This is a genomic window from Chloroflexota bacterium, from assembly GCA_035652535.1.
In the GTDB taxonomy this organism is placed as follows: Bacteria; Chloroflexota; UBA6077; order UBA6077; family SHYK01; genus DASRDP01.
The window spans coordinates 38,012-62,901 of sequence record DASRDP010000124.1; the positions used below are offsets into that span (position 1 = coordinate 38,012).

Here is a 24,890-nt window from a genome sequence, read left to right on the forward strand (position 1 = left end):
CTCGTGGCCTTACGGCATGACCAGGCGCTGCCCGACGCTCAGGGTGGCCCCGTCCGACAGATTGTTGATGGACTGAATGTCCTTCGGGTTGGTGTGGTTTTTCTGAGCGATGGTCCACAAGCTGTCGCCGGCCGATACCGTGTAGGTGGGCTCGATGGGCTTCGCGGTAAACCGAATCGTGCTCGTGGGCGCTGGCTGAGGCGCGGCGTTGCCCGGACCGACCGCGGCGACTGGCTGGTGCTCGACCACCACATTGGGCGCCCCGGCCTGGGGCTGCGAGCCTTGCGTCGTCGAGAGTTGTGGCGAGGTCGAGGCCAGCATCATCCGGACGGCTGCGAGCACGAATACGAGGGCGACGATGACGCCCGCGAAGAGCGCGGTCGGAAGCCATTGCTTGATCACGGAGGTTCGTCGTCGGCGGCGTCCGTAGGCGCCCGGGTGCGCTTCCGGCGTGGGCGACGACCGACGCGGCCAGTGGAGAAGCTGGTTCCCTTCAGCCTGGCGCACGACCATCGGAGACCGCTGCCCAAGACGCTGCTTCGCAGAGTCGAGCGGGATGACCTTCGCATCGTAGGCGGAGCGTCCTGAGACTGCGCGCCTGAGACCGCGATCCGATGGTCCGTACGTGGTTCCCATTCAGCACCGTGCAGTAAATGTTACGAGCCGACATTATCGCACGGTGGCACGCGATCCCGCTACGTGCGGGTGAGCCGCTTGATCTCCTCCAGCTTTTGGATGGCCTCTTCCCAGTTTCCTGCGGCTGCAAGCTTGGCGACTTCGGCGTTGAGGGTCGTGACGGTCGACTGATGGCGCGCCAGCGTGAGTCTCTCTTCCACCCCGGCGAGGCCCGGCTCCAGCTTCAGCACCTCTTCCCAAAGCGCCACCGCGTCTGCCCAGCGCTCCTGGGCCATCGCCGTTTCCGCTTGGTCGCGGAGGCTGGCGACACGGGAAGCCGGTGCCACGGCTGTCATTTGTGGGTGTAGCTTGGCCTTGATGTCGGCCAGCAGCGCAGGAACGTCGCGGAAATTTGGATCGACGGCGCTGATCTCTTCGAGGATGTGGTTCGCCCAACGGATGTCGTCCGACTGAATCTTGCTCTGGGCGAGAGCGTAGAGCTGATCGAGGCGGACCTGCCTGCGGCGCTCGGCTTCCTGCTCGGCCATCATTCGATTCACTTCATCGAGCCTGGCGCGGGCGTTCATGTCGTTCGGCGACGTGCGAAGCAGCTGTTGCAGCATGGCGGCCGCTTCCATCAATCGTCCACTGTCCACAGCCGCGGCCACTTCGTTCATGATGTTCTTCACCTCGATGGCCACGGAGGTGCTGCTGCGTCCGTACTTCAGCTCGTTGCTCGCTGAAGCGAGGATGGCGCTGACGTCGCGATAGTTGGCGTCGCGCGCGAGGATCTGCGCCGCGAGGGAGACAGCGCCCCGCCAGTCCCTGGAGCGTGTGAGCCCGAGCAATGCTTGATACATCGTGTCGAGATCCAGCGGTGGCGATGTGACCGATCCCTGCGACGACGAGGTGTCCCCGATCGTTGCGGGCATCAGGATCGTCGATGCCATCGAGCGCTCGTCGACGGCGATGGCCGCCACCAGGGCGTCGTAGAGGTCCCCGCCCTTCTGGTATCGCTCGTCGGGCGTTTTGGCGAGCGCCCGTTGCACGACGCGGTCGATGTCGATGGACACGCTCTCGTTAACGTCGCGGACTGACGGCACCGGAAGCGTTGCGTGCATGGAGAGGGTCGCGACCGCACTGTCGCCCTTGAAGGGTACGCGCCCGCCCAGCATCTCGAAGAGGACGACGCCGAGGGAGTAGAGGTCGCTGCGCCCGTCCACTTCATGCCCGAGGGCCTGTTCGGGCGACATGTATTGGGGGGTTCCGATGACGCCGCGCGTAAGGGAGCTGTCATCGTCCGCCAGCCGCACGATGCCGAAATCCGATAGCACGATCCGGTTATCCTCGGTGAACAGGATGTTCGCCGGCTTGATGTCCCGGTGGACGATCCCTTTGCTGTGGGCGTAGTCGAGCGCCGACCCGACCGCCTTCACGACATCCACGGCGAGCGAGTAGGGGACGGGCTTGCCCAGGCGGTTCTTGAGGGTGTTGCCGGCTACGTACTCCATGACTAGATACGCGCGCCCCTCGTGCTCCCCGTAGTCGTACACGGCGACAATGTTGGGGTGGTTCAATCGAGCGACGGCGAGCGCTTCGCGCTTGAAGCGGCGCAGAGCGCGCTCATCGCGAATGAACTCCGGGTGCAGCACCTTGATGGCAACGTATCGGTTCAGCGTCGGCTGGAGGGCACGGTAAACGGTGGCGAACCCGCCCTTGCCGAGCTCCTTGGTGAGTCGGTATTGGCCAAGCGTCTGACCGATCAACGGGATTCCTCTGCGGATAGCTGGCGACCTGCGACGCGGGACCGGCCGTTAGTATCGCGGAACGGGTGCCCGGGCCACCAGTGACGCAGCACACTGCGCGCCAGCATTTCTGGGTGACGCCTAATAGATTCGGCGCTGCAGCTCGTCAGGTCGACGAATGACGATGCGCTGCCGATCGACATCGATGATTCCGCGAGATCGGTATGAGCGGAGGTGCTTATTCACGCTCTCGCGCGTTGCGCCAACCATGTTCGCCAGCTCGGCCTGGGTGAGCCGCAACCCGATCACCGTGCCGTCTGCGCGGGTTGCGCCGTAGGCGTCGGCCAGCTCGAGGAGCTTCTTGGCCAGCCTGCCAGGCACGTCGAGGAAGACCGCGTCTTCCACGAACTCGTCCGTTTCGCGCAGGCGCCGGGCGAGCACGCGCAGCATGTCGATGGCGACGTTTGGATTGGCGCGAATGACTCGCAGGAATTCGTCGCGATGAAGCACGATCGTGTCGGTGGGCTCAGTCGCAACGATAGTCGCGGACCGCGGCTGTCCGTCAATGAGCGAGAGCTCTCCGAAGAAGTCGCCGACGTCGAGCACGCCGAGGAGCGCCTCATCGCCGGTATCCGAAGGCAAGACGATTTTGACTTGCCCCTCGACGATCAGGTACATGCTCGTACCCGGGTCCCCTTTGTGAAAGATGACCTCGCCTCGCCGAAACGATCGCTTTTGGGCACCGCTCTCGAGGAGCCGAGCCGTTTCGGGTGGCAGGCCGGCGAAGAGCGGAAGCCGCTGAAGCGCCCCGCCTGCCATCATGAGCTCAGCTCCGCGCCGGGGCCGCGCTCGGCCGCGGGGCCCTCTTCGACGCGTCTCCGGCGTGGTGAATGGTCGCGATCCGGTCGATGACCGCGTCGGCCATCTCTGTGGTGCCGATTGCCCGTGCGCCAGGCTGCGCAATGTCTGCCGTTCGCAGGCCGTCCGCGAGGGCGCCTTCCACGGCCTGCTCAACGGCGCTGGCTTCGGTCTCGAGTCCAAGCGAGTGGCGAAGCAACAGGGCCGCGCTCAGAATCGCCGCTAGTGGGTTTGCGAGCCCCTTTCCTGCGATGTCGGGCGCTGTGCCATGAATCGGCTCGTACAGACCGAGCCGACCGGCACCGAGACTGGCCGAGGGCAGCATTCCCATCGAACCCCCGATCACTGCCGCTTCGTCGGTGAGGATATCGCCAAATGTATTCTCTGTCACGATCACGTCGAATTCGTCGGGACGCACCACGAGCCGCATCGCGCACGTATCGACGAGGAGGTGATCGACGTGGACGTCCGGGTATTCTGAGGCAAGCCGCGTCGCCACTTGTCGCCAGAGGCGGCCCGTCGCCATCACGTTCGCCTTGTCCACCGACGTGAGCTTGCGTCTTCGGCCGCGGGCCAGATCGAAGCCGACCCGGAGCACGCGCTCGATCTCGGCTTCGGAATAGGCGCACGTATCCACCGCGCGCCGTCCGGTGGGCGCATCCCAGACCCGCTTGGGTTTTCCGAAGTAAAGGCCGCCCGTCAGCTCGCGAACGACGAGGATATCCACCGCGCTCAGGTCTGCTTTCAGTGGCGACGCCGAGGCGAGTGGGGAGTAGACCCGAACGGGGCGCAGATTGGCGAAGAGCCCCAGCCCTTTCCGAATCGCCAGCAGCCCGTCTTCGGGTCGCACTGGGGCATTCGGGTTGTCCCATTTGGGTCCGCCGACAGCGCCGAAGAGAACGGCCGAGCTGCGCTTGGCGCGCCGGAGGCTTTCCGGAAGGAGCGCCACGCCGTGCTGGTCGATGCAACAGCCGCCGACGGGTTCATAGCTGAAGTCCAATCGGTGGCCGAAGAGCTGCGCGACCGTGCGCAGGACGCGCTCGGCCTCGGCGGTGACTTCGGGGCCGATGCCGTCGCCGCCAAGGACGGAAATTCGCGCGGTCGCCGCTCGCTGCGCCGTCATCGGGCACCCGCGGCGGGGAAGCCATTGAGGTAGGGGAGCCGCGACGCGACTTGCCGCACCTTATCGGCGTTTGACGCGAGGACCGCCGTCGAGTCCCAATATCCCTGCGTCAACGCCACGCGAACGGTCTCGGGCAGACCGATGGGCGCTGTTTTCCCCGATGCCGTCAGGGTCCGCTGTTCGAGATCGATGGCGATTTCGACTGTCGGGTCCTCTCCCACCAGGTCCATCAGGCGCTGAACGTCGGCCGGCGCGGCGGTCACAACCGGAAGCCCGATGGCAAGGCTGTTGCCGGCGAAGATCTCCGCGAACGATTCGCCAACGATCGCGCGAATGCCCCAGCGTAGCAGCGCCTGCGGAGCGTGCTCGCGCGATGATCCGCAGCCGAAGTTGGCGTTTACGAGCAGGATCGATGCGCCGCGGTACCGAGGGTCGTTGAAGGGGTGTTGCCGGGCGTTGCCCGTTTCATCAAACCGCTCGTCGATGAATGGATATTCGCCCATGCGCTCGAACGTCACTTCCTTGAGGTAACGCGCGGGGACGATACGGTCTGTATCGATATCGTTGCCGCGGACGGCGACGCCGGTGCCCGTGATCCTGACGATCCGCCTGCTTTCCATCAGAGCAGCTCCCGCACGTCGGCGATGTGCCCGCTGACGGCAGCAGCGGCGACCATCGCTGGGCTCATGAGGATCGTCCGGCCGGTTGCGCTCCCCTGCCGGCCGATGAAGTTGCGGTTTGACGACGACGCGCAGATCTCGCGTCCGTTGAGGCGGTCGGGATTCATCGCAAGACACATCGAGCATCCCGCCTCCCGCCACTCGAAGCCCGCCTCGCGAAAGACCTCGTCGAGCCCTTCTTCCTCCGCCTGGCGCTTCACGGCGTACGAGCCGGGGACGACGATCGCCCGCACCTTGGCGTGAACGTGGCGGCCCTTGGCGACGCGCGCCGCCGCGCGCAAGTCCGAGAGACGCGAGTTGGTGCACGACCCGACGAAGGCGACGTCGATCGGGATCTCCTGGACGGGTGAACCCGGGGTGAAGCCCGTGTGCTGATAGGCGCGCAGGGCCGTCCCGGCGTCCGACGTCTCCTCGGGGCGCGGGAGCCGCCCGGAGACGGCGACGCTCTGGCCGGGATTGATGCCCCAGGTCACAGTGGGCTCGATGTCCGCAGCGGCCAGCGTTACCACGTCGTCGTAACGCGCGTCGGGGCCCGACGCGACCGATCGCCAGTACGTTACAGCCCGGTCGAATGCGTCCCCGGCCGGCGCGAACGGGCGGCCCCGCAGGTACGAGAAGGTCGTGTCATCGGGATTGACATATCCGACCAGCGCCCCGCCCTCGATGCTCATGTTGCAGACCGTGAGGCGCTCGTCCATCGCCATGGCGTCGAGCGTGCTTCCACCATATTCGTACGCGTACCCGACGCCGCCGGCCACGCCGAGGGCGTGAATGATGTTGAGAATGACGTCCTTGGCGTAGACGCCCTCCGCGAGCTTGCCCTCGACGTTGATCCTCCTCACCTTGAGCTTGTCCATAGCCAGTGTCTGCGTGGCGAGGACGTCTTTGACTTGCGTCGTGCCGATGGCCATGGCGACGGTTCCGAAGGCGCCGTGCGTCGCGGTGTGGCTGTCGCCGCACACGAGCGTCATGCCCGGCTGGGTGAGGCCGAGCTGCGGCCCGATCACGTGGACGATGCCCTGGCGCTCGCTTTCGAGACCGTAGAACTCGATCCCGTAGTCATGCGTCGCGGCCTCGATCACCTGCATCATCTCTTCGGCTTGCGGATCGAGGAACGGCCGCGCCCGCACGTCGGTCGGAACGATATGATCGGCCGTCGCAAACGTACGTTCCGGGAATGCCACGTTGAGCCCTTGCTCGCGCATCATGGCGAATGCCTGCGGGCTCGTGACCTCGTGAACGAGGTGGAGGCCGATAAAGAGCTGCGTCTTTCCCGTCGGCAAGATATCGACAGTATGCGACTCCCAGACTTTGTCGTAGAGCGTGTTTTGACTCACCGATACTCCTTGTTCAGACTCCGACGCCAGTTTCGACGCGCGCCGGCACGTTCTGGGGGGCCGCGGCGGCCTTGTTGAGCGCGTTGAGGTACGCTTTGGCGGACGCCACGATGATGTCCGGGTCCGCGCCGCGTCCGTGAAACGTGCGCCCACCCGACTCGATACGCACGGAGACTTCGCCCAGCGCATCGATCCCGCTCGTCACGGAATGGACGGAGTATTCCGCCAGCCGGACGGGAAGATCCACGATTCGGGCGATGGCACGGTAGCATGCGTCGACCGGCCCGGTCCCGGTGGCCACTTCCAGATGCTCCTCACCGTTCGGCAACCGAAGCTCGACCGTTGCCGTGGGCACGGCCGGGTATCCGCACGAGACCTGGAGCCGCAAGACCTGATACAGCTCGGGTACCGCGATCATCTCGTCCGCGAGGATTGCTTCCAGGTCCTTGCTGGTAATCTCCTTCTTCTTGTCCGCGATCGCCTTCAGTCGAGCGATCGCTCGGTTCAGCTCCTCATCGCTGAGCTGGTAGCCCAGGTCCTCGAAGTGCTTGCGCAGCGCGGCGCGACCGGAGTGCTTGCCCAGAACGAAGGTGCTATCGAGCAACCCGACGGCGCGCGGGTCCATGATCTCGTACGTGGAACGGTCCTTGATCAAACCGTCGGTGTGAATCCCTGACTCGTGAGCGAAGGCATTCGAGCCGACCACCGCTTTGTTGGGCTGCACCACGATCTGAGTCAGGTTCGAGACCAGGCGGCTGGTCTTGTAGATCTGGTTCGTGTCGATACGGGTCTCGACGTGATAGACGTCGGCCCGCGTTTTTGTCGCCATGACGATCTCTTCCAGCGCGGCGTTGCCGGCTCGCTCGCCGATGCCATTGATCGTGCATTCGACCTGCCGTGCGCCCGCCTGAACGGCAGCCAGGGAGTTGGCGACCGCCATACCCAGATCGTCGTGGCAGTGGACAGAGATCACCGCTTTGTCCGCGTTCGGCACGCGCTCCCGGATCGCGGTGATCAGCCGCCCGAATTCCGCGGGCGTCGTATAGCCCACCGTGTCTGCGATGTTGATGGTCGTCGCGCCCGCATCGATCACGGCCTCCAGCATGCGGAAGAGGTACTCGACGTCGGAGCGCGTCGCATCCATGGGCGAGAACTCGACGTCCGAGAGGTACTTCTTTGCGCGCTTCACCATGGCCACGGCGTGATCGAGCGCCTGCTCGCGCGTCATGCGGAACTGCTTCTGGAGATGGATGTCCGACGTCGAGATGAAGGTGTGCAGACGAACGTTCTCACCCGCGGAGAGGGACTCCCAGGCGACGTCGATATCCTCCGGTTTGCAGCGCGCGAGGCCCGCGATCACCGGTCCCTTGACCTGCTTGGCGATGCGCTCGACAGCGGCAGCGTCGTCCGGGGACGCGATAGGGAAGCCAGCCTCGACGATGTCCACGCCGAGATCCGCAAGCTGGAGCGCGACTTCCAGCTTCTCGTCGGATGTAAGGGACGCGCCGGGCGACTGCTCGCCATCGCGCAGCGTGGTGTCGAAGATATACAGACGGTCCATATCTGCCTCCCTCGTTCCCCTTCGCCTAGCGAGGGGTTGCCCGCGCAGGGGACACGATCGCCCCCGCGCCTCGAGCGACTACGCTATTCTGGGCTGGCGCGGTCAATGGTCTCCCTTCTTGAGCCAGGTCATCATGGAGCGAAGCTGGCTCCCCACGGCCTCGATGGGATGGCGGGCCTCCATCGCCCGCCGAGCATGGAAATTTGGCCGTCCGGCCTGGTTCTCCAGGATCCAGGTGCGCGCAAAGGTGCCATCTTGAATGTCGTGGAGCAGCTTGCGCATCGTCGCCTTGACGTGTTCGTCCACGATCTGCGGGCCCGCGTAGTAGTCGCCGAACTCCGCAGTATCCGAGATCGAGTACCGCATGCGCGCGAGCCCGCCTTCATAGATGAGGTCGATGATCAGCTTCAGCTCGTGGCAGCATTCGAAGTACGCGACCTCCGGCTGATAGCCGGCTTCGACCAGCGTCTCGTAGCCAGCCTTGATCAGCGCGCTCAGCCCGCCGCACAGGACGGCCTGCTCTCCGAAGTTGTCGGTCTCGGTCTCCTCGGCGAAGGTCGTCTCCAGCACGCCAGCGCGGGTCGCGCCGAGCCCCTTGGCGTACGCCAGCGCGTTCTCTTTCGCCTTGCCGGTCGCGTCTTGGTGGACGGCGATGAGCGCCGGTACGCCGGCGCCCGACTGGAACGTGCTGCGGACGAGGTGGCCCGGCCCCTTTGGCGCGATCATGGTGACGTCGACGTCGGGGGGCGGCACGACCTGGTGGTGGTGGATGTTGAAGCCATGCGCGAACATCAGCATGTTGCCGGCGCGGAGTCCAGGCTTGATGCACTCCTCGTAGAGGGACCGCTGGGTCGTGTCCGGGACGACGATCATCATCACGTCGGCCTCGGCCGCCGCCTGATCCACCGGCGCCACGCGGAGCCCGTCGCCCTCGGCCACCGCCCAAGACTTACTGCCCTTGTACAGGCCGACGACCACGTCGCATCCACTTTCACGCAGATTCAGCGCGTGGGCGTGCCCCTGGCTGCCGTATCCAAGGACCGCGATCTTCTTTCCGTCGAGGTAGGAAAGGTCGGCATCTGTGTCGTAGTAGATGTTCGCCATCGAACTTCGTCCTTTCACAAGTCGCGGGGAGGGAGGTGGCTGGCCACGCTCGCTCCCCGCGCGTTCTTCACGCCCACGCAGGTACCTCGCGCGGCGTCGCCGTCTCCTTGCCGCTGCTGCCACGCACCATGGCCACGACGCCGGTCCGGACCAGCTCCTTAATGCCGAAGCCCTTCAGCAGACCGACGAGGGAGTCGATCTTCTCCGGATCTCCGGTGACCTCGATCATCACCGAACCCAGCGCCACGTCGACGATGCGCGCGCGGTAGATGTCCACGAGCTGCATGATCTCGGCCCGAGTCGTCGGCTTGCTGGTGACCTTGATGAGCGCCAGCTCGCGCACGACGGGCTGATCCTCCGAGAGGTCCGAGACCTTCCGGACCTCGACGACCTTGTAGAGCTGCTTCACGACCTGCTCGACCGCCGTCCTGGATCCATCCACGACGATGGTGAGCCGCATCATGTCCTGGACGTCGGTCTGGCCGATGGTCAGCGACTCAATGACGAAGCCCCGGGAGCGAAAGAGGCTGATGACCCGATTGAACGTGAACGGGTTGTTGTCCATTGTCGCCACGAGTGTGTGTTTCAAAGGGGATCACCTCCGCGAGTGCCGTCCCGGGCACCACCATGGGGAACACGTTTTCCGCTGGGTCGATGAGGAATTCGATGAGGGCCGGTCCCGGCTGGTCCATCGCCCACTTGACGGCCTGCGCCACGCCCGCGGGGTCCTCGACCTGGCGGGCCGGAATGCTGTACGCGTCCGCCAGCTTGAGGAAGTCCACCGAGTCGGACAGGTCGACCTCGACGTAGTTCCCCTTGTAGAAGAGCTCCTGCCACTGCCGGACCATGCCCAGGTAGTGGTTGTTGAAGAGGGCGATCTTGAGGTCGAGGCGGTGCTTCTTCACAACCGCCAGCTCCTGGCTGGTCATCTGGAAGCCGCCGTCTCCGGCGCAGCACCAGACCGTTTCGTCTGGCCGCGCGTACTTCACGCCGATGGCGGCCGGGAGGGAGTACCCCATGGTGCCCAGGCCGCCCGATGAGATGTGCGTATTCGTGCCCAGGAACCCGAACTCCTGCGCCGCGAACATTTGGTGCTGGCCCACGTCCGTGGTGACGATGGCGCGTCCGCCCGTCGCCCGCCACAGCTCGCGGAGCACGTGCCGATGCGATAGCCGGCCGTCTTTCGGCGGCTCGGGGATGGGAAATTGCTGCCGAAGGTGGTCGATGTGTTCGATCCATGGCGCTCGGTCGACGCACTCTCCGATCTCCTCGAGCACCGCGCGCAGCGCTTTCTTGCAGTCCGCGACAATGGGCACATCCGCCCGGACGTTCTTGCCGATCTCCGCCGGGTCGATATCCATGTGGATGATTTTGGCGTGCGGGGCGAAGGCCGAGTACTTGCCCATGGCGCGGTCGTCAAAGCGGATCCCCACACCGATGATGAGGTCTGCCTGATCGACCGCGTGGCACGCGTACGCCGTGCCGTGCATGCCCATCATGCCGAGATAGAGCGGGTGGTCCGCCGGAAAGTTGCTGAGCCCGAGGAGCGTGTTCACGACCGGGATGTTGGTCGTGTTCGCCAACTCCAGCAGCTCGTCCCACGCGCGCGAGATGATCACGCCGTGCCCGGCGATGATGACTGGCCGATGCGCATCCTCGATCAGGCGCGCCGCCTTGCGGACCTGCACCATATTCGGCTGCGTCGTGGGGTTATAGCCGGGCATGGAGACGCGGGTGGGATAGGCGAACTCGGCTTCTTTTTGGAGCACATCCTTTGGCACGTCAACCAGGACCGGACCCGGGCGGCCAGTGCGGGCGAGGTGAAACGCCTCCTTCATCACGCGTGGGAGATCGTGGATGTCGCGCACGAGGAAGTTGTGCTTCGTCACCGGGATGGAGATGCCCGTGATGTCGGCTTCCTGGAACGCGTCGGAGCCGATGGCGGCCGTGGCCACGTTGGCGGTGATGGCCACGACGGGCGCGGAGTCCATCATGGCCGTGGCAAGGCCGACGACGAGGTTGATCGCCCCCGGTCCGGACGTTGCCATGCACACGCCGACATCGCCGCTCGCGCGACCGTAGCCGTCGGCCATGTGGGCGGCGCCCTGCTCGTGGCGCACGAGGACGTGATCGATGGGGTAGTTGGGCAGCACGTCGTAGAGGGGCATGATGGCCCCGCCTGGGAGCCCGAATACTGTCCGGACGCCCTCGGCCACGAGACTCTCGCAGACCATTTGCGACCCGTTCAACTTCATGGTTCCCGTCCTTTCCCTGTGTGCCGGTGGAATAAAAAAGCTCTCATCCCCCTGTCGGGACGAGAGCTGACCTCGCGGTACCACCCAACTTCTCCGATCGAATCGGAGCGCTCGACGGCAGGATAACGGCTGCCATCCCGGCGAGAACTACGGCCCGTCAGGGCTTCGCGCTCGCGGCTCCAGGGCGAGTTCTGCGATGGTGGGTCGCCGGCTTTTCAGCTCACGCCGGCTCTCTGGAGACCCAGCCGCGTCGCGTACTACTCCCTATCACGGCCTGGTCGCGGATATAGAACTGTTGCGCGAGTGTAGCATGGCTGAAGAGGAGGCGTCAAACACGCCCGTCCGGTCGGTTTAAGTTTTGAGGCAACACGACACGCCACGTCACGCGGGGGTTATGACGCGGCAGTGTGGGAGTCCGAGAGGTCCGGGCGACGATGGAGCCGATGTGGCGAAGCTGTCCATCGATGAGTTCGTGCGTCTTGAGGAGACGAAGCCGTGTCGCGAGGACATTTGTGGGAAGGTTCACCAGAAGCCAGGGACCGAACCGCTGTTGCTGTTGGGCGATGACACGCTCGACGGCGTAGCTGTCCTCCCCGGGGTTCACGCTGAAGGTCGCTGAGATCTTCCAAGCCGCCAAGGACTGACGACCCGGCCACTTGCTCCACGTCCGCTTTCGCGGTGACCCCGGTCTTGGGCCTCAGATCGTTCCTCGTTCGAGCCTACTAACCAGACCTGGCATTCCATGCTCGCGCAGTATTTCGAAGAAATATGTGAGCGAATGCAGGTCGCTCTTCAGTGAGAAATGCATGTCGAGCTCGGCGCCACGATAGTTGCGGGCGAATGCTCTGACACGGAGCGCGTAGGCCCGCTCGAAGAGGTTGCGTCTGAGCAACTCGTCCGCCCTTCTGGCAGACAAGACGTACCACTTAGCTTCCCGGATTCGCGGGGTGAAACTATTGACAGCGGTCTCGAACCCGAAATCCGCCGGCGACGACGTAATGCGCTCGACTATTTGGTCCTCGACTGCTCGAACGCCGCGCAGCCGCGGTGATTCGCGAACGAGTACGCAAAGATCCACAACGCTGTCGGGGATCAGGGCTCCTACGTCTGATCCAGCGAGGCCGGGCACGTCGACAATTACGAAAATGTACGGAAGATGCTCGCTTTCCTGCTTCTGCAAGGCGGCGTGGATCTTGTACGTAGCAAGGGCAAAACAGTCTTCGGGATCGAGCCCTACCAGCTCCTTGGCGCGGCGAAACATCGATCCGTGGAATTTGATATTTATTCGGAACACTTGCCGCCCGCTCCCGTTGAACACGAGGTAGTCGGTGTCGCCGCGTGCTCCTCGGTCGTCTCGAAGCTCAAGATCCGCAGATCCAGCGTGCACACGGTAAAGATCTTCGAACACGCGCTCAGCGAGGTTGCCTATCACGAGTTGGCCGAGGGAGTCTCTTGCGCGGCGCACCGATGATTGCGTTTCCGGAGGAGGCGCTCCCGCCAACTCAATAAGGGGGTCGCTCGACTCGACCAGCCGTTGAACGAACGACCTTGTCGTTTGCGCCAGTCGCGCTGCATCCGCTGTACTGATCGACCCATTCATCGCCCTCACGACGGGGCCTACGGCCTGGAGCGGTCGCGGGGGCGCTGACTCAGGAAAAACTAGCATGAGCAGGCTATTAAGGTCTGCAAGAGTGGCGATCATTCAAGAATGAGATGGAGTTGCCCGTTAAAACGAGTCATCGAGGACGCGAGGTAGTCCCCGCGCAACTCGAACGCAAGCCACCTCCGCGTTAGATCTTCCGCAACCGACCCGGTCATGTTGCTGCCGGCGAAAGGGTCCACCACGACATCCGTTGGGTCAGTTAACAGCTGAATGAAAAACTCAGGCAACGCGCGAGGAAACCGAGCTGGATGTGGCCGAAATCCCGCTGCGGCACACGCGCGAATGTAGCTGGAATTACTCTCGTTGTTCCCCCGTGCGATCAAATTTGACGGAATAGATCCTCCGCGGTCGCGTCCAAACTTCGGCGTGATCACGTGCCCGCTGGGGCGGGTCTTCGCCCGATAGCCTCGTCTGATCAAGCGCTGCATGTCGCCGCTGTACTCAACCAAAACGTTTCTGTTATCCGCCTTTGGCCATTCGCTCTTACTTAACCACCAGATGTATTCGACCGAGTCCTTAACCCTCTGGCGGCGCACATTTACCCATTCCGCCGGACTTGGCAGTTTTGCAGGGTTGAACCAAAAACACTCCTGCGCAAGTTGGAAATTCAATTCCTCGCACAGCATCAAGAGCAGCTTGAAATGATAAAGAGAGCGGGTCGGCGAGCCTGGGTTGTAGCTGCCGCCGATGTTCAGAACGAAGCTGCCATCGTCTTTCAGCACCCGGTGGATCTGCTCCGCAAACGGTCGGAACCAGCGCACGTAGTCCTGCTTGTCGACGTTTCCATACTCTTTTTTGAAATGCAGCGCGTACGGCGGGGAGGTCACGACAAGATTCACGCATTCGTCGGGAAGCATTCTGAGTAGCGCCACGGAGTCTCCCAAATAGGCGGCGCCCAATTGGGTCTCGTATTCAGGGGTCACTCCGTGTAAGAGGCGAGAGACGTGGGCTCGCTTATCGGAGTAGTTGTCAGCCGTTGACGCCACGCCGTGTCGCCCACCCTAGAAGACGTCTCGGAGCGCATTGTATCCCGCTGAGTTCCCAATGGTATCCCATGGGAGTCAGTTGTGCCGTCGGATGGGTAGGGCACGGGCAAATGATGTCGAATTCGGGTCGTCGACTCTCCCGCGGGACACGCCCTGCCGGCCGTAGAATGGCGGCATGCAGAACGAGGACGTGCAGTCGGTCGTTGCGGAGCCGCAGTTATCCTTTCCCGTCGCTTCTGAGAATACGAATGGCCACGGGCCCCCTTTCGCGCCCGCTGGGTTGCCCCCGGTTACGGAGCACAGGCTTCTGCTCGGAGACGCACGCGATCTCAGCTTCCTCGCCGATGAATCGGTGCACCTCGTCATAACAAGTCCCCCGTACTTCAATCTGAAGAAATACCATCCAGGTAACCCGGCACAGCTAGGAGATTTCGAGGACTACGATCGTTTTTTGGACGAGCTTGACCGCGCGTGGCAGGAATGCGCGAGGGTCCTGGTCCCTGGGGGCCGAATTTGCTGCGTCGTCGGGGCTGTCAACGTGGCTCGGCGAAGGGGAGGTCGCCATTTCGTCCTTCCCCTACCTTCTGACATTCAGGTCCGGAGTCGTCGCTTAGGGCTCGATAATCTCACGCCGATCATCTGGCTGAAGGTGTCCAACATTAAGCTCGAAGCGTCGAGAAGCTCGCGGTTCCTTGGTAAGCCGAACCTCCCAAACGGTGTCATCAAGAACGATTTTGAGACGATCGTTATGCTGAGAAAGCCCGGTGGCTACCGGAAGCCCACGCCGGACATGGAGCGGCTGTCGCGGATCGAAAACGACGATTATTTCAGGTGGTTCACGCCGGTCTGGACGGACGTGACTGGCGCGAGCACGCAGCGGCATCCTGCTCCGTTTCCGCTAGAGATCCCGAAGCGTCTTGTGCGGATGTTCAGTTTTGTCGGAGATACGGTCCTGGATCCCTTTATGGGGACCGGCACGACGAGCGTCGCAGCAGCGTTGCTCGGTCGTAATTCCGTCGGGGTTGAGGTTGAGCCGGCTTACCACCACATGGCGGTTGACAGGTTTGCCGAATCGGCGGGATACGGTAGCGTCTTGGTGACTGAGCCGTGAAGCTGGACGGCAACGGCGAAGTCCCCGAATCTGACACGCTTGACGATTCTGAATTGGCCCAGGACATCGAGGAGGCCGTCGAGCCCGAGGCGATCGCGCCCGCGGCTGTCCCGTCGCTCACCTTGCAGGACGCGCTCGCCGATTTCGTTGGTCGAAAGGCCCAAGCCTCGAACCGGATGCTGGCCATTCAGCAACTGGTCGCGAAGACATTGTTCGAAAGGGGCCTGCACATCGGCGACTTTGTTCTCGAGCAGTCCGTGCCGGGAAAACATCGGACGAAGAAGTGGGACGTGGTCTATTCATACCGAGGCCGAATCCATCTCGCCGTGTCGTGCAAGTCGATCATGGCGAACGTCGCCGGCACGGTGCCGAATCGAATCGACGATGCGATCGGTGAGTGTGCCAATATCCATGCCTATGATCCGGGGATTGTTCTCGGGTATTTCTTCGTGATGGACAAAGCTGGTGGTATGCGGATCAACCGCGATCTGAACCTGCCATGGTATGAGTCGTTCGGCCGAAGCCTCGCCAGCCTTTCCGGCCGACGATCGCAGCACAACTCGCATGATCTCTTCGAGGCCGCCACGTTGCTCCTCGCCGACTTCTCCGTGCGCCCGTTCGGCGTCGAGTTCTACCCCCGCACCCTCTCCTGGGACGACTTCTTCGATACCCTCATCGACCACGTCAGGGACCGGAACCCCACGTTGCGCAACCGCCTCGACGCCCCGGCGTGAGCCCCATGGCCGCGACCTACTCTGAGGAGCGCGATGGCCCCGCGCTCCTTCAACAGATCGATGCTCTCCCGTGGGATCGGATCGCGTCGGACCTCGACACGTTCGGCGCTGCGCCCATCCCGCCGCTTCTCGATTCCGCGCAATGCATGCAGCTCATCGCCCTCTTTGGCGACGATGCCCGGTTCCGCAAACGCATCGACATGGGCCAGCACGCGTATGGCGAAGGGGAATACAAGTACTTCACGTATCCGCTGCCGCCCCTCGTCCAGGCGCTGCGCGTCGGCCTCTACCGCCACCTCGCCCCCATTGGAAACCGCTGGGCGACCGCGTTGGGCACCCCGACTCGGTATGCGGATTCCCTGGCAGACTTCCTCGACCTCTGTGCAAGCGCCGGGCAAACGAAGCCGACTCCCCTCATGCTGCACTACGGGCCCGGGGGCTACAACTGCCTGCACCAGGACCTCTACGGCGCCGTGGCCTTCCCGCTTCAGGTCGTGTTCGCCCTCAGCGATCCGGGCCGTGACTACACCGGCGGCGACGTCCTGCTCGTGGAGCAGCGGCCGCGCGCCCAGTCACGCGGCGATTCGTATGTCCTCGCACGTGGCGCTGGGCTCGTCTTCACGACGCGCTACCGCCCCGTGGCCGGGCGCCGGGGCTCGTATCGCGTGAACGTGCGGCATGGCGTGAGCCGAATTCGCACCGGCGAGCGCTTCACGCTCGGCATCATCTTCCACGACGCGGCGTAATCCCTCTCATTTCTGGCAGGTGACGAATCGTCGGCGGTCTGTCGCCTCTGCCTGTACAATTCGCCCACGTTGACCGTTATTCTGGAGGATCTGTGCGTCTCGACTTCCTGCTCCCGGTCGCGCTCGGCGCAATGTCGATGCTGTCGTCGGCCGTTTTGGGCGACCCGAATGTTTCTGCGTCCCGACCTCCCGCGCAACATGCGGGAACACAGATGGCGCCGGCAACCGCCGCGGCGCCGGGCCCGAGCGCGACCAACAGTCGAGGCTCGGACGCCGATCTCACGGCGGCGACCAGCGCGCCCATCAAGCGGGCGGTTGGGAACTTTGCCCTGGACGTGCCGTTTCGCACCCAGAAAGATGGCGCCCGATTCCAGGGGGCCAATTGCGGGCCGGCGTCGCTGGCCATGGTCCTGGAGGCGTTCGGGATGGGCCAGACCAACTCGGACCTTCGGTGGCTTGCGCAGCTCTATCACGGCAACCCTGGCCGCGGGGGCGGCACCGCCCTCGAAGATCTCGCCGCCGTCGGCCGCGATTTCGGCCTCGACCCGATCGGCCCCTACGACGGCGACGACTTCGCGCAGTGGACGATCGGCGACATCGAGGACCAGCTTCGCCAGGAGCATCCGGTGATCGCCCTCGTGAAGTACCGCCTGCTGCCGGATCATCTCGACTCGCCAATCGGCTACGACCACTACGTCGTGCTCTTCGGGGTCGAGGGCGATCAGTTCCTCTATCACGACCCGGCCTATGAGTCGGCCGCGGACGGCGCGGATCACTGGATTAGCGCGGCGCAGCTCAACGTGGCCATGGGCGTCGCGTCGATTCCCCATCAGGCCGTCGCCTTCGCCCCGGGGGCCTTTCAGGCGCTGCGCGCGAAGGGCCTCTAGCGTTTTGGCCCGCGCGTCCGTCAGGGAGGCTCGACCCGCTACTTCCACGGCGCCGCGATCCACGACGCGTACGCCTCACGCTGGCGAACTGTCGGGCGCGCAATCTTTTTAAGGGTGAATCGCGTCGCTGGCGCTGTGCCGAGAACGATTGGGACCTCGATGAGCTGGTCGCCGTGAAACGCGGCGACGGTTGCGGTGTCCCCCGGCCGGTAGTCGCGGAGACGGTCCGCGAGGCTCGCGTCGTCGACGCGGAAGCCGTCCACGGCGAGGATCTCGTCCCCGGCCGAAAGCTCGCTCTCCCAGGCCGGCCCGCTAGAAGGAATGGCCGCGATCTTCAGCCGACCAGACTCCGTTCGCGTGCGGATCCCGAGCCACGCCTCCGGCGCATTCGCGTCCCGCTTGGTTTCGATCTCAATGCCGACGGAGCGGAGCGCGGGCGCCAGATCCAGCTCCTCACGTCCGCGCACGTACCGGTCGAAGAAGGCGGACCAATCCCCGCCGGCTACTTCCCGCACCAGGGCTTGGTAAGCGTCTTCCGGCACACCCCGGTCGGGCATCCCGTATCGTTCCCAGAGGAGCCGCATCAGGTCGTCGAGACTCCGAGCGCCGCTTGTGCGCTCGCGAATCTCCAGGTCCAGCAGGAGGCTCACCAGCGCACCCTTCAGGTAGTACGAGACGGATGAGTTCGCCGAATGCTCGTCGGGACGGTAGTACTTGATCCACGCGTCGAAGCTGGCTTCTTCGAGGCTCTGAAGCGCACGGCCCGGCGTCTCGGCCAGGTCGCGCATCTGGTCGGCCAGGATCTCGAGGTACCGTTCAGGGGTGATGAGCCCGGCTCTTCGGAGGGTCAAGGAGCTGTAGTACTCGGTGATTCCCTCCATCGCCCACAAGAGACGGGTGTAGTTCTCGATCCCGTAGTCATAGGCGCCGCCATTCCACATCGGATGAATGCGCTTGACATTCCAGGTGTGGAAGTGCTCGTGCGCGAGGAGGCTGAGCACACGCTCGTACGTCCGGCCCGGCCGAAATGAGAAGCGAGGAACCATGTTGGCCGAGGAATTGCGGTGCTCGAGTCCGCCGCGGCCGCCGCTGGTTGCCATGAGGATGAACAGGTAGTCCCGATACGGTACCCCGCCGAAGATCGCCGCCTCGGTCTCGACGATGCGGGTGAGATCGGCCAGCAGGCGCGCGGGGTCGAGATTCGATCGGCCCCACGTCGCGACGCAGTGGGGAGCGCCGCAGGCCTGGAACTCCAGTACTGGGTCCGGTCCCACGTGGACCGGACAATCGACCAGCTCGTCGTAGTCTGAAGCCAGGAACACGGTGCCAGCGCGGTCGGCGCGCGCCAGCCCGGTCGCAACAGTCCAGCCCATGGGCGCACGCACCGTCAGCAGCAACGGCTCGCGGGCGCGCGCAGGCGTGTATGGGAGAAGATTGGCGGGGTTGAAGAAGGCGTGGGTCGCGTCGAGATGACTCGTTCGAACCGTGAGGTCGTTGGCATACACGTCGTACGAAACCGCCACGGTCGGCGCGCCCTCGCATTCGATCCGCCAGGAGTCTTTCCGGGTCTTCGTCCACCGCAGGGGATTGCCACCCGCTTCCGCGCGAAACCCCTGCACGTGACGGGCGAACTCGCGGACCATGTACGAGCCGGGCGTCCAAACGGGGAAACGCAGTTCGACGGCATCGCCAGGCCCGTCGATTTCCACGCTCACGTTGAGCAGATGCGTCGCGGGGCGCGGCATGGCGACCGTGTATCGGATGGTTGGCGTGGGCATGCATCTCCCCCGTCCGGGCGCGAACGCGCCGCACGGACGGTTGTTTGTCTTATCTGTGGCGCGCCCGTCGCCCGTCGACGAGCTCAGGGCGATCGAGTTTCCGTGCTCCGGGCGAACGGGTTCCCCGCCCGCGCGTGGTGAGCCGGTCGAACCACGGCGCGCTGCCAGACGTGCTTACGTCGTTGCGCTCGGGGCCATGACCTCGAGGCCGTGGCCGTTGGGGTCGGTGAAGTAAAACCCGCGCCGCCCGTCGTGGTTGTATACCTCGCCATTGCTGTCGCGCGTAGAGCTGCCATACGGAATGGACGCTTGCTCCAGCCGCTGTCGAATTGCCGCGAACTCGTCCGCCGCCACCATGAAGGCGTAGTGATGGGCCTCGGGAACGTCTGACGTCTCGAAGTTGAGCGTGAGGGAGCCGGTGACGGCGACGGGGGCGAAGTCGCGCCGCGGACCCGCGTACCTCACACCGAACACGTGCGCGTACCACTCGGCCGTGGCGACCTTGTCCCGTGCAGGAATGCTGAGGTGATCCAGGACGATGGTCATCTGATCCTCCCTCTGCCCGTCGTGGCTACGATTTCTGTGTGCAGAAGGGGTGGTGCGCCCCCATCTGGCATGTGACGCCGACCCGCGCCAGAGCTGCCTCGAAGTCCCGGTGGATCGCCGGGTCCTCGTCCTCCCACTCGATCTGGTCCCCGCCCTCTTTGGTGCTGACGTACACGTACTGCTTGCCGCCCAGTTTGGGCTTGTCCGTCCCCCAGCCGATGGCCAGGAACAGGACCGGCTCCGGGCTCGTGTTGAAGTGCTGGTGAAACCACATCTCCGGCGGGACGAACATGCTGCCCGGGCCCCAGTCAATGCGCTGCACGGGCTGGTTCTCCAGCCACATGAGGGAGTACCCGGTCCCCTTCAGGATGAGGACGTGGATGCCCGGCCCGTGGCGATGCGCCTTCTTATACGTGCCCACGGCCCATCCCGAGCTATGCGAGCGAACGGTGCTGTTCACCATCGCGAACGCCGTGCCGAACCCGCCGATCGCGCGGTTCCAGGTGGGCCCGCCGTCGGCGTGGGTTCGGCGAACGCTCGCCTCCATGACGTCCGATACGAAGTTCGTGGGCCAGCCGCCCCGCGCCCGGATCTGCGGCGCCTCCTTGAAATAGCCCTCCTCACCGTTGAAGCGATCGGTGAAGACGAACGGGTTGTTGAATACGAAGTCGAGGTTCTTGAACGTATCGATGACACGCGGCGCCGCGGTCATCGCGATGTAGCGCGCCGGCTCGGAACCCGACACGTTGTGGTGCTGGTACCACGCGTTGGGCGGAATGGCAAAGTAGCTGCCTTTGTGCCACTCGAAGGTCTGCTTTTTCTGATCGTCGATCCAGACCGTGGTCGCGCCTTGACCGCTGAGAATGAACACGGTCTCTTCGTAGATGTGCTTGATCGGCTGCAGAGACTGCCTTGGCGGAATCTCGCACACGTACGTATCGTTGAATCCCCCAGTGCCGTCCAGGTTGATGAACACGCCGGATCCACCCCGGGCTGGCCACGGCGTCAACTCGACGGTGTAGACGTTGTCCACGGCCAGGCCGTGAATCGTTGGGATTCCCTGGGATTCCTTCCATTCCTCGTAGGGCGACTTCCAGGCGCGGGCCTCGCGGGCCGACTCGCGAACGGATTCCTCGATTGCTGTCTGCGCCATCGAATCAAACTCCCTTCCCGATCGTCGCGCTAATAGTACTACGGCCTTCCGGACTTCGGGACGTCGATTGACGCTGTTTCGCACGGCGGATAGACTGGCTGCAGCCTAGGGAAGGAGACGAGCATGGAGACGATCCAGGAATTGGACGCCTGGCTTGCGGAGCGGCATTTAAACGGCCACTGGCGTGGGATGGGCGAGCGCGCCGAGTTCAAGCCCTACCTCTGGAAGTGGTCCGAGATCTACGAGGGGCTGATGGCGGCCACCCGGATCGTTCCGATGGACCAGACGGGCCGTCGCACAATCCAGCTTCGTAATCCGAGCATGGGCGACCGGATGAGCAATACGATCCACATGTCGATCCAGTGTGTCATGCCTGGCGAGGTTGCCGAGGCTCACCGACACACGGCGGCCGCGGTCCGCTTCGTGATTCAGGGCTCGCCGGACGCGGCCACCGTCGTCAACGGTGAACCGCTCCCCATGGAGGAGGGCGATTTCATCACGACGCCGAGCTGGTGCTGGCACGACCACTACAACCATAGCGACCATCCGATCATGTGGCTGGACGGCCTCGACATCCGGCTCACCGCGATGGGGAAGCTCTTGGGCGAGGGGTTCCCGAAGCCCACGCAAGACATCCTGCGACCGATCGGCTACTCGGCCTCCACGCTGGGGCACGTGAAGCCTTCATGGGCCAAGGCTGAGGAGCAGCCGCCGGCGTTTCGGTACTCCTGGAAGGATACGCAAGCGACGCTCGACGCCCTTCGGGAGAGCGAGACCGATGGAGATCCATTCGACGGCCTACAGCTCACGTACACGAACCCGATGACCGGCGGTCCGACGCTGCCGACGTTCGCCTGCGAGCTGCAGCTTCTCCCCCCCAACCTGAAGACGAAGGCGCACAGGCACATCAGCACGACCATCTATCAGGTGTTCCGAGGGTCCGGCGTCACCGTCGTCGACGGGGAAGTGCTCGAGTGGACCAAGGGCGACATCTTCGTCGTGCCGCCGTGGACGGGCCATTACCACGAGAATCGATCGAGCGAGGACGCGGTCCTGTATTCCATGGACGACTGGCCCGCGCTCAAGGCGCTCGGCCTCTATCGCGAGGAAGAGGTCGCGGCGTCGTAGTGCGACGCGTGAGACAATTCTGGGCAAGTTCGCCATTGGGCTTGTCGAAGCAGGTCGCAACGTTCGAGAGGCCGGGTGTGGCCGGTCGATTCGTATCCCAATAGCGCTACGGAGGAGACGTTGGACGAGGCCGCGAAAAAACAAGCGCTCCGAATGATCCCCTACGGGCTGTTCGTTCTGACGGCAAAGAACGGCGACGATGTCGCGTCGGCTACGGTCAACTGGGTCACCCAGACGTCGTTCAAGCCGCCCCTGGTGGCCGTGGGGATCAAGCTCGACACGCATCCGTACGCAACGGTTCGGGCCGCCGGCCACTTCGCCATCAACGTGCTCAGCGCAAGCCAGAAGGATGTGGCCCAGGAATTCTTCATGACCGTCCACCCGGAGGGAAACCGGCTCGGGTCCGTCACGATCCGGCCGGGAGCGACAGGCGCGCCGATCATCAACGAGGTGCCCGCTTACTGGGAATGCCGGCTCGTGGACGTCGTGGAGCAGGGCGATCACCACCTTTTCATCGGAGAGGTCGTGGAGGCCGGAGTCCACGAGAACCCCGCTCCACCTCTCTTGATGCGCGATACTGGGTGGAACTACGGCGGCTAAGGGCGTACGGGGCCTGATGTTCCACGTGGAGGTGGGCGATGAACGTCAGAACTTCGGCGTTTGGCCTGGCGCTCCTCCTCTTGGCCGGGGCGTGCGCAGCGGCTCCGACAAGCGGACCGGTACCCGGTGCAAATCAGGCGCCCAAGCCCGCCCCGACGAAGACTCTGGTGGTGGTGGACCGGCACGAGCCGATCGACCTTGCGCCGAAGATCCTCGCCCAGGGCGGGTCTTGGCGGACCAAGCGCCTCTTCAACGCGGACCTCGCCCTGGTGGATGCCTCCGGCACCACGCAGCCCTACCTCGCGGAAGCGCTCCCGCAGCTCAATACCGATAGCTGGCGCGTTTTTCCCGACGGACGCATGGAGACAACCTACCGATTGCGTCCCAATCTCACCTGGCAGGACGGCGAGCCCCTCACCGCCGCCGACTTCGTGTTCGCCTGGCGGGTCTATACCACGGTTGAAGGGCCATTCTCCTCCACCCCGCAGGACAAGATGGACTCGGTTGAAGCCATGGACCCCCGCACGCTCCTGATCCGCTGGAGCGCGCCGTATCCTGACGCGGCGACGATGACCGATCGCACCCTCGACCCGCTTCCGCAGCACATCCTTGCGGGCCCATACGCCACGTTTCAGCAGGACGCGTCCACGCGGGACGCCTTTCTCAACAACTCGTTCTGGACAAACGACTACATCGGGGCCGGACCTTTCAAGCTCACGGCCTGGCAGCACGGCATCGAGCTGGATGGCGCCGCTTTTGACGGCCACGCACTCGGGCGCCCGAAGATCGATCGGATCATCGAACGCATCATGGATGACGAAAACGCCATCATGGCCAACGTACTGACGGGCGATATCCAGTACGCGGCGCGGACGACGTTGCGATTCAACCACGGGCAGACCCTCAGGACGCAGTGGGAGAGCGCCGGCAAGGGCAAGGTCTTTCTGGACCCAACGGCCCCCCTGTTCAACCAGGTGCAGTTTCGACCGGAGTACCTCAAGATGCCCGCGCTCGCGGATGTACGGGTGCGAAGGGCGCTGATGTACGGCATCGACAAGCCTGCCATCATCGAGGCGCTCTACGACGGCGCAAGCTCCGTCGCCGACACGTTCGTGTCGCGGCAGATTTCTTACTACGGCGACGTCGAGGCCGCGATCACGAAATACCCCTATGACCCGCGGCGCGTCGAGCAGGGCATGAACGAGGCCGGATTCACCAAAGATCGGGACGGCTATTTCGCCGACGCGTCAGGCCAGCGGTTCCGTCTCGACTTCCAGGTCCTCAACAGCGTCGATTACGAGCGCGTTGGCCAGGTCATGACGGACTCGTGGAACAGAGCCGGGATCGACGTGCAGCTCACCGTTCTGCCGAACGAGCAGGTGCGGGTCAACGAGGTGCGCAACACGTTTCCGGGCATCAACATGCCCGGCTCCGGCGATAGCACGGAGCGGGCAATGATGGAGAACTTCATCAGCAGCCAGATCGGCACGCCGGCGAACCGGTGGAGCGGCAGCAACCGGGGTGGATGGTCGAACGCCGCGTATAACGCAGACTACGACGCATACAACTCCACGCTCGATCCGGCCGACCGCCGTCGGGCGGTGGCGGACGCGATGCGAATCCTCAGCGAGGAAGCCCCGGCGTTTCCGCTCTATTACAACATCTACGTCTTGGCGGCCGAAGCCGATCTCAAGGGGCCGGAGCAGACCGGCGCTCCCGCGACGACCGATTACTGGAACGTCCACGAGTGGCACTGGGTTGAGTCGTAGGACGATGTGATGCTTGGATACATCACCGACCGAGTGCTCCGGGTGGGTTAGCCCTCCGCGACCTACCAGAGCCCGAGGTCGGACCGCAGGACGTCCTCGTGAATGTCCACGCATACGCGGTCAATCGCGGTGAGATCAGCCTGCTCCAGCAGCGGCCGGATGGCTGGCGGCCGGGTCGGGATGTGGCTGGGATTGTTGCCGTCGCGGCGGCCGACGGCGGCGGACCGAAGGTGGGGACGCGGGTCGTCGGGATCGCCGATGGAGGCGGGTGGAGCCGTCGCGTTGCCGTGCCCGTGTACCGCGTCGGTCGACTTCCCGACGCCGTGTCGTACTCGGACGCCGCCGACTGGCGGGACACGGTCGCGGCGATCGACGTGCTCTCCCAGCACGCGACGACGGGGAACGTCGTCCTGGTCGTCGCCGGCGGGTGATCGTCGTGCCGCGGGAATGCAGGGCTCCGCACCGTGCGTATAATCGGCGGAAGGCGTAAATCACGCAAAAGGGTTTGTGG

Annotated in this window: 23 protein-coding genes and 1 other annotated feature; of the genes, 8 read left to right on the forward strand and 15 right to left on the reverse strand. The window is 64.2% G+C overall.

The features are described 5' to 3' along the window. Positions 1–9: 9 nt before the first annotated feature. From VFC51_15640 to VFC51_15695, 12 genes are all read right to left on the reverse strand, one after another. Positions 10–402 (reverse strand): LysM peptidoglycan-binding domain-containing protein, encoded by a 393-nt coding sequence (locus VFC51_15640; GenBank protein HZT08455.1) that lies wholly within the window; start codon positions 400–402, stop codon positions 10–12. Positions 403–695: 293 nt separating this feature from the next. Beyond that, a complete protein-coding gene (locus VFC51_15645) occupies positions 696–2,381 on the reverse strand; it encodes a serine/threonine-protein kinase (protein HZT08456.1) in 1,686 nt (561 codons plus the stop codon). Between the two features lie 120 nt (positions 2,382–2,501). Continuing rightward, complete coding sequence (locus tag VFC51_15650) at positions 2,502–3,182, reverse strand: Crp/Fnr family transcriptional regulator (protein ID HZT08457.1); 681 nt, start codon at positions 3,180–3,182, stop codon at positions 2,502–2,504. 4 nt (positions 3,183–3,186) lie between these two features. Then, a complete protein-coding gene (gene leuB, locus VFC51_15655; protein ID HZT08458.1) occupies positions 3,187–4,341 on the reverse strand; it encodes a 3-isopropylmalate dehydrogenase in 1,155 nt (384 codons plus the stop codon). Beyond that, positions 4,338–4,961, reverse strand: a complete 624-nt coding sequence (gene leuD / locus VFC51_15660; protein HZT08459.1) for a 3-isopropylmalate dehydratase small subunit — start codon at positions 4,959–4,961, stop codon at positions 4,338–4,340. Before leuD ends, leuB begins: the two co-directional genes overlap by 4 nt. Further along, positions 4,961–6,358 (reverse strand): 3-isopropylmalate dehydratase large subunit, encoded by a 1,398-nt coding sequence (gene leuC / locus VFC51_15665; protein ID HZT08460.1) that lies wholly within the window; start codon positions 6,356–6,358, stop codon positions 4,961–4,963. Before leuC ends, leuD begins: the two co-directional genes overlap by 1 nt. A 13-nt stretch (positions 6,359–6,371) precedes the next feature. Next, positions 6,372–7,919 carry a 2-isopropylmalate synthase gene (locus tag VFC51_15670; GenBank protein HZT08461.1) on the reverse strand — a complete coding sequence of 516 codons (1,548 nt, stop codon included), beginning with the start codon at positions 7,917–7,919 and terminating at the stop codon, positions 6,372–6,374. A gap of 102 nt (positions 7,920–8,021) precedes the next feature. After that, on the reverse strand, positions 8,022–9,023 hold the full coding sequence (gene ilvC, locus VFC51_15675; GenBank protein ID HZT08462.1) for a ketol-acid reductoisomerase: 1,002 nt from the start codon (positions 9,021–9,023) through the stop codon (positions 8,022–8,024). A gap of 67 nt (positions 9,024–9,090) precedes the next feature. Continuing rightward, entirely contained in the window at positions 9,091–9,612 is a 522-nt protein-coding gene (gene ilvN, locus VFC51_15680) for an acetolactate synthase small subunit (protein HZT08463.1), read from the reverse strand. Beyond that, positions 9,521–11,278: a biosynthetic-type acetolactate synthase large subunit gene (ilvB, locus tag VFC51_15685; protein HZT08464.1), complete on the reverse strand. Its 1,758-nt coding sequence runs from the start codon at positions 11,276–11,278 to the stop codon at positions 9,521–9,523. The genes ilvN and ilvB overlap by 92 nt, the downstream gene beginning before the upstream one ends. A 52-nt stretch (positions 11,279–11,330) precedes the next feature. Next, positions 11,331–11,558: a binding site (T-box leader), on the reverse strand. 417 nt (positions 11,559–11,975) lie between these two features. Next, positions 11,976–12,710: a hypothetical protein gene (locus tag VFC51_15690; protein HZT08465.1), complete on the reverse strand. Its 735-nt coding sequence runs from the start codon at positions 12,708–12,710 to the stop codon at positions 11,976–11,978. 266 nt (positions 12,711–12,976) lie between these two features. Then, the gene (locus VFC51_15695) at positions 12,977–13,780 is read right to left on the reverse strand and encodes a site-specific DNA-methyltransferase (GenBank protein ID HZT08466.1); all 804 of its coding nucleotides are present in this window, start codon (positions 13,778–13,780) and stop codon (positions 12,977–12,979) included. A 322-nt stretch (positions 13,781–14,102) separates the two neighbouring features. Between VFC51_15695 and VFC51_15700 the strand changes: the two genes are divergently transcribed. From VFC51_15700 to VFC51_15715, 4 genes are all read left to right on the forward strand, one after another. Beyond that, complete coding sequence (locus VFC51_15700; protein HZT08467.1) at positions 14,103–15,038, forward strand: site-specific DNA-methyltransferase; 936 nt, start codon at positions 14,103–14,105, stop codon at positions 15,036–15,038. Next, entirely contained in the window at positions 15,035–15,772 is a 738-nt protein-coding gene (locus VFC51_15705) for a hypothetical protein (protein ID HZT08468.1), read from the forward strand. The genes VFC51_15700 and VFC51_15705 overlap by 4 nt, the downstream gene beginning before the upstream one ends. A 5-nt stretch (positions 15,773–15,777) precedes the next feature. Next, positions 15,778–16,518 carry a 2OG-Fe(II) oxygenase gene (locus VFC51_15710; protein HZT08469.1) on the forward strand — a complete coding sequence of 247 codons (741 nt, stop codon included), beginning with the start codon at positions 15,778–15,780 and terminating at the stop codon, positions 16,516–16,518. Between the two features lie 212 nt (positions 16,519–16,730). Next, positions 16,731–17,405, forward strand: coding sequence for a C39 family peptidase (locus VFC51_15715; GenBank protein HZT08470.1), 675 nt, complete (start codon positions 16,731–16,733; stop codon positions 17,403–17,405). A gap of 38 nt (positions 17,406–17,443) precedes the next feature. On the opposite strand, the gene VFC51_15720 is transcribed toward VFC51_15715, so the two are convergent. The 3 genes from VFC51_15720 to VFC51_15730 form a co-directional block, all read right to left on the reverse strand. Continuing rightward, a complete protein-coding gene (locus VFC51_15720) occupies positions 17,444–19,183 on the reverse strand; it encodes a PDZ domain-containing protein (GenBank protein HZT08471.1) in 1,740 nt (579 codons plus the stop codon). A gap of 174 nt (positions 19,184–19,357) precedes the next feature. Further along, on the reverse strand, positions 19,358–19,729 hold the full coding sequence (locus VFC51_15725; protein ID HZT08472.1) for a VOC family protein: 372 nt from the start codon (positions 19,727–19,729) through the stop codon (positions 19,358–19,360). Positions 19,730–19,754: 25 nt separating this feature from the next. Next, positions 19,755–20,882, reverse strand: a complete 1,128-nt coding sequence (locus VFC51_15730; protein HZT08473.1) for a cupin domain-containing protein — start codon at positions 20,880–20,882, stop codon at positions 19,755–19,757. A gap of 123 nt (positions 20,883–21,005) precedes the next feature. Here VFC51_15730 and VFC51_15735 point away from each other — a divergent pair, with 123 nt between their 5' ends. From VFC51_15735 to VFC51_15750, 4 genes are all read left to right on the forward strand, one after another. Continuing rightward, complete coding sequence (locus VFC51_15735) at positions 21,006–22,010, forward strand: cupin domain-containing protein (protein ID HZT08474.1); 1,005 nt, start codon at positions 21,006–21,008, stop codon at positions 22,008–22,010. Positions 22,011–22,130: 120 nt separating this feature from the next. Next, positions 22,131–22,610, forward strand: coding sequence for a flavin reductase family protein (locus tag VFC51_15740; GenBank protein HZT08475.1), 480 nt, complete (start codon positions 22,131–22,133; stop codon positions 22,608–22,610). A 38-nt stretch (positions 22,611–22,648) separates the two neighbouring features. Next, positions 22,649–24,379: an ABC transporter substrate-binding protein gene (locus tag VFC51_15745; GenBank protein ID HZT08476.1), complete on the forward strand. Its 1,731-nt coding sequence runs from the start codon at positions 22,649–22,651 to the stop codon at positions 24,377–24,379. Positions 24,380–24,477: 98 nt separating this feature from the next. Next, entirely contained in the window at positions 24,478–24,810 is a 333-nt protein-coding gene (locus VFC51_15750) for a hypothetical protein (protein ID HZT08477.1), read from the forward strand. Positions 24,811–24,890 lie beyond the last annotated feature (80 nt).

Coding starts and splice junctions, on each gene's coding strand:
- VFC51_15650 (HZT08457.1), bottom strand. CDS start 3,182: ATGATGGCAGGCGGGGCGCTTCAGCGGCTTCCGCTCTTCGCCGGCCTG.
- leuB (HZT08458.1), bottom strand. CDS start 4,341: ATGACGGCGCAGCGAGCGGCGACCGCGCGAATTTCCGTCCTTGGCGGC.
- leuD (HZT08459.1), bottom strand. CDS start 4,961: ATGGAAAGCAGGCGGATCGTCAGGATCACGGGCACCGGCGTCGCCGTC.
- VFC51_15670 (HZT08461.1), bottom strand. CDS start 7,919: ATGGACCGTCTGTATATCTTCGACACCACGCTGCGCGATGGCGAGCAG.
- ilvC (HZT08462.1), bottom strand. CDS start 9,023: ATGGCGAACATCTACTACGACACAGATGCCGACCTTTCCTACCTCGAC.
- ilvB (HZT08464.1), bottom strand. CDS start 11,278: ATGAAGTTGAACGGGTCGCAAATGGTCTGCGAGAGTCTCGTGGCCGAG.
- VFC51_15700 (HZT08467.1), top strand. CDS start 14,103: ATGCAGAACGAGGACGTGCAGTCGGTCGTTGCGGAGCCGCAGTTATCC.
- VFC51_15710 (HZT08469.1), top strand. CDS start 15,778: ATGGCCGCGACCTACTCTGAGGAGCGCGATGGCCCCGCGCTCCTTCAA.
- VFC51_15715 (HZT08470.1), top strand. CDS start 16,731: ATGGCGCCGGCAACCGCCGCGGCGCCGGGCCCGAGCGCGACCAACAGT.
- VFC51_15720 (HZT08471.1), bottom strand. CDS start 19,183: ATGCCCACGCCAACCATCCGATACACGGTCGCCATGCCGCGCCCCGCG.
- VFC51_15725 (HZT08472.1), bottom strand. CDS start 19,729: ATGACCATCGTCCTGGATCACCTCAGCATTCCTGCACGGGACAAGGTC.
- VFC51_15730 (HZT08473.1), bottom strand. CDS start 20,882: ATGGCGCAGACAGCAATCGAGGAATCCGTTCGCGAGTCGGCCCGCGAG.
- VFC51_15735 (HZT08474.1), top strand. CDS start 21,006: ATGGAGACGATCCAGGAATTGGACGCCTGGCTTGCGGAGCGGCATTTA.
- VFC51_15745 (HZT08476.1), top strand. CDS start 22,649: ATGAACGTCAGAACTTCGGCGTTTGGCCTGGCGCTCCTCCTCTTGGCC.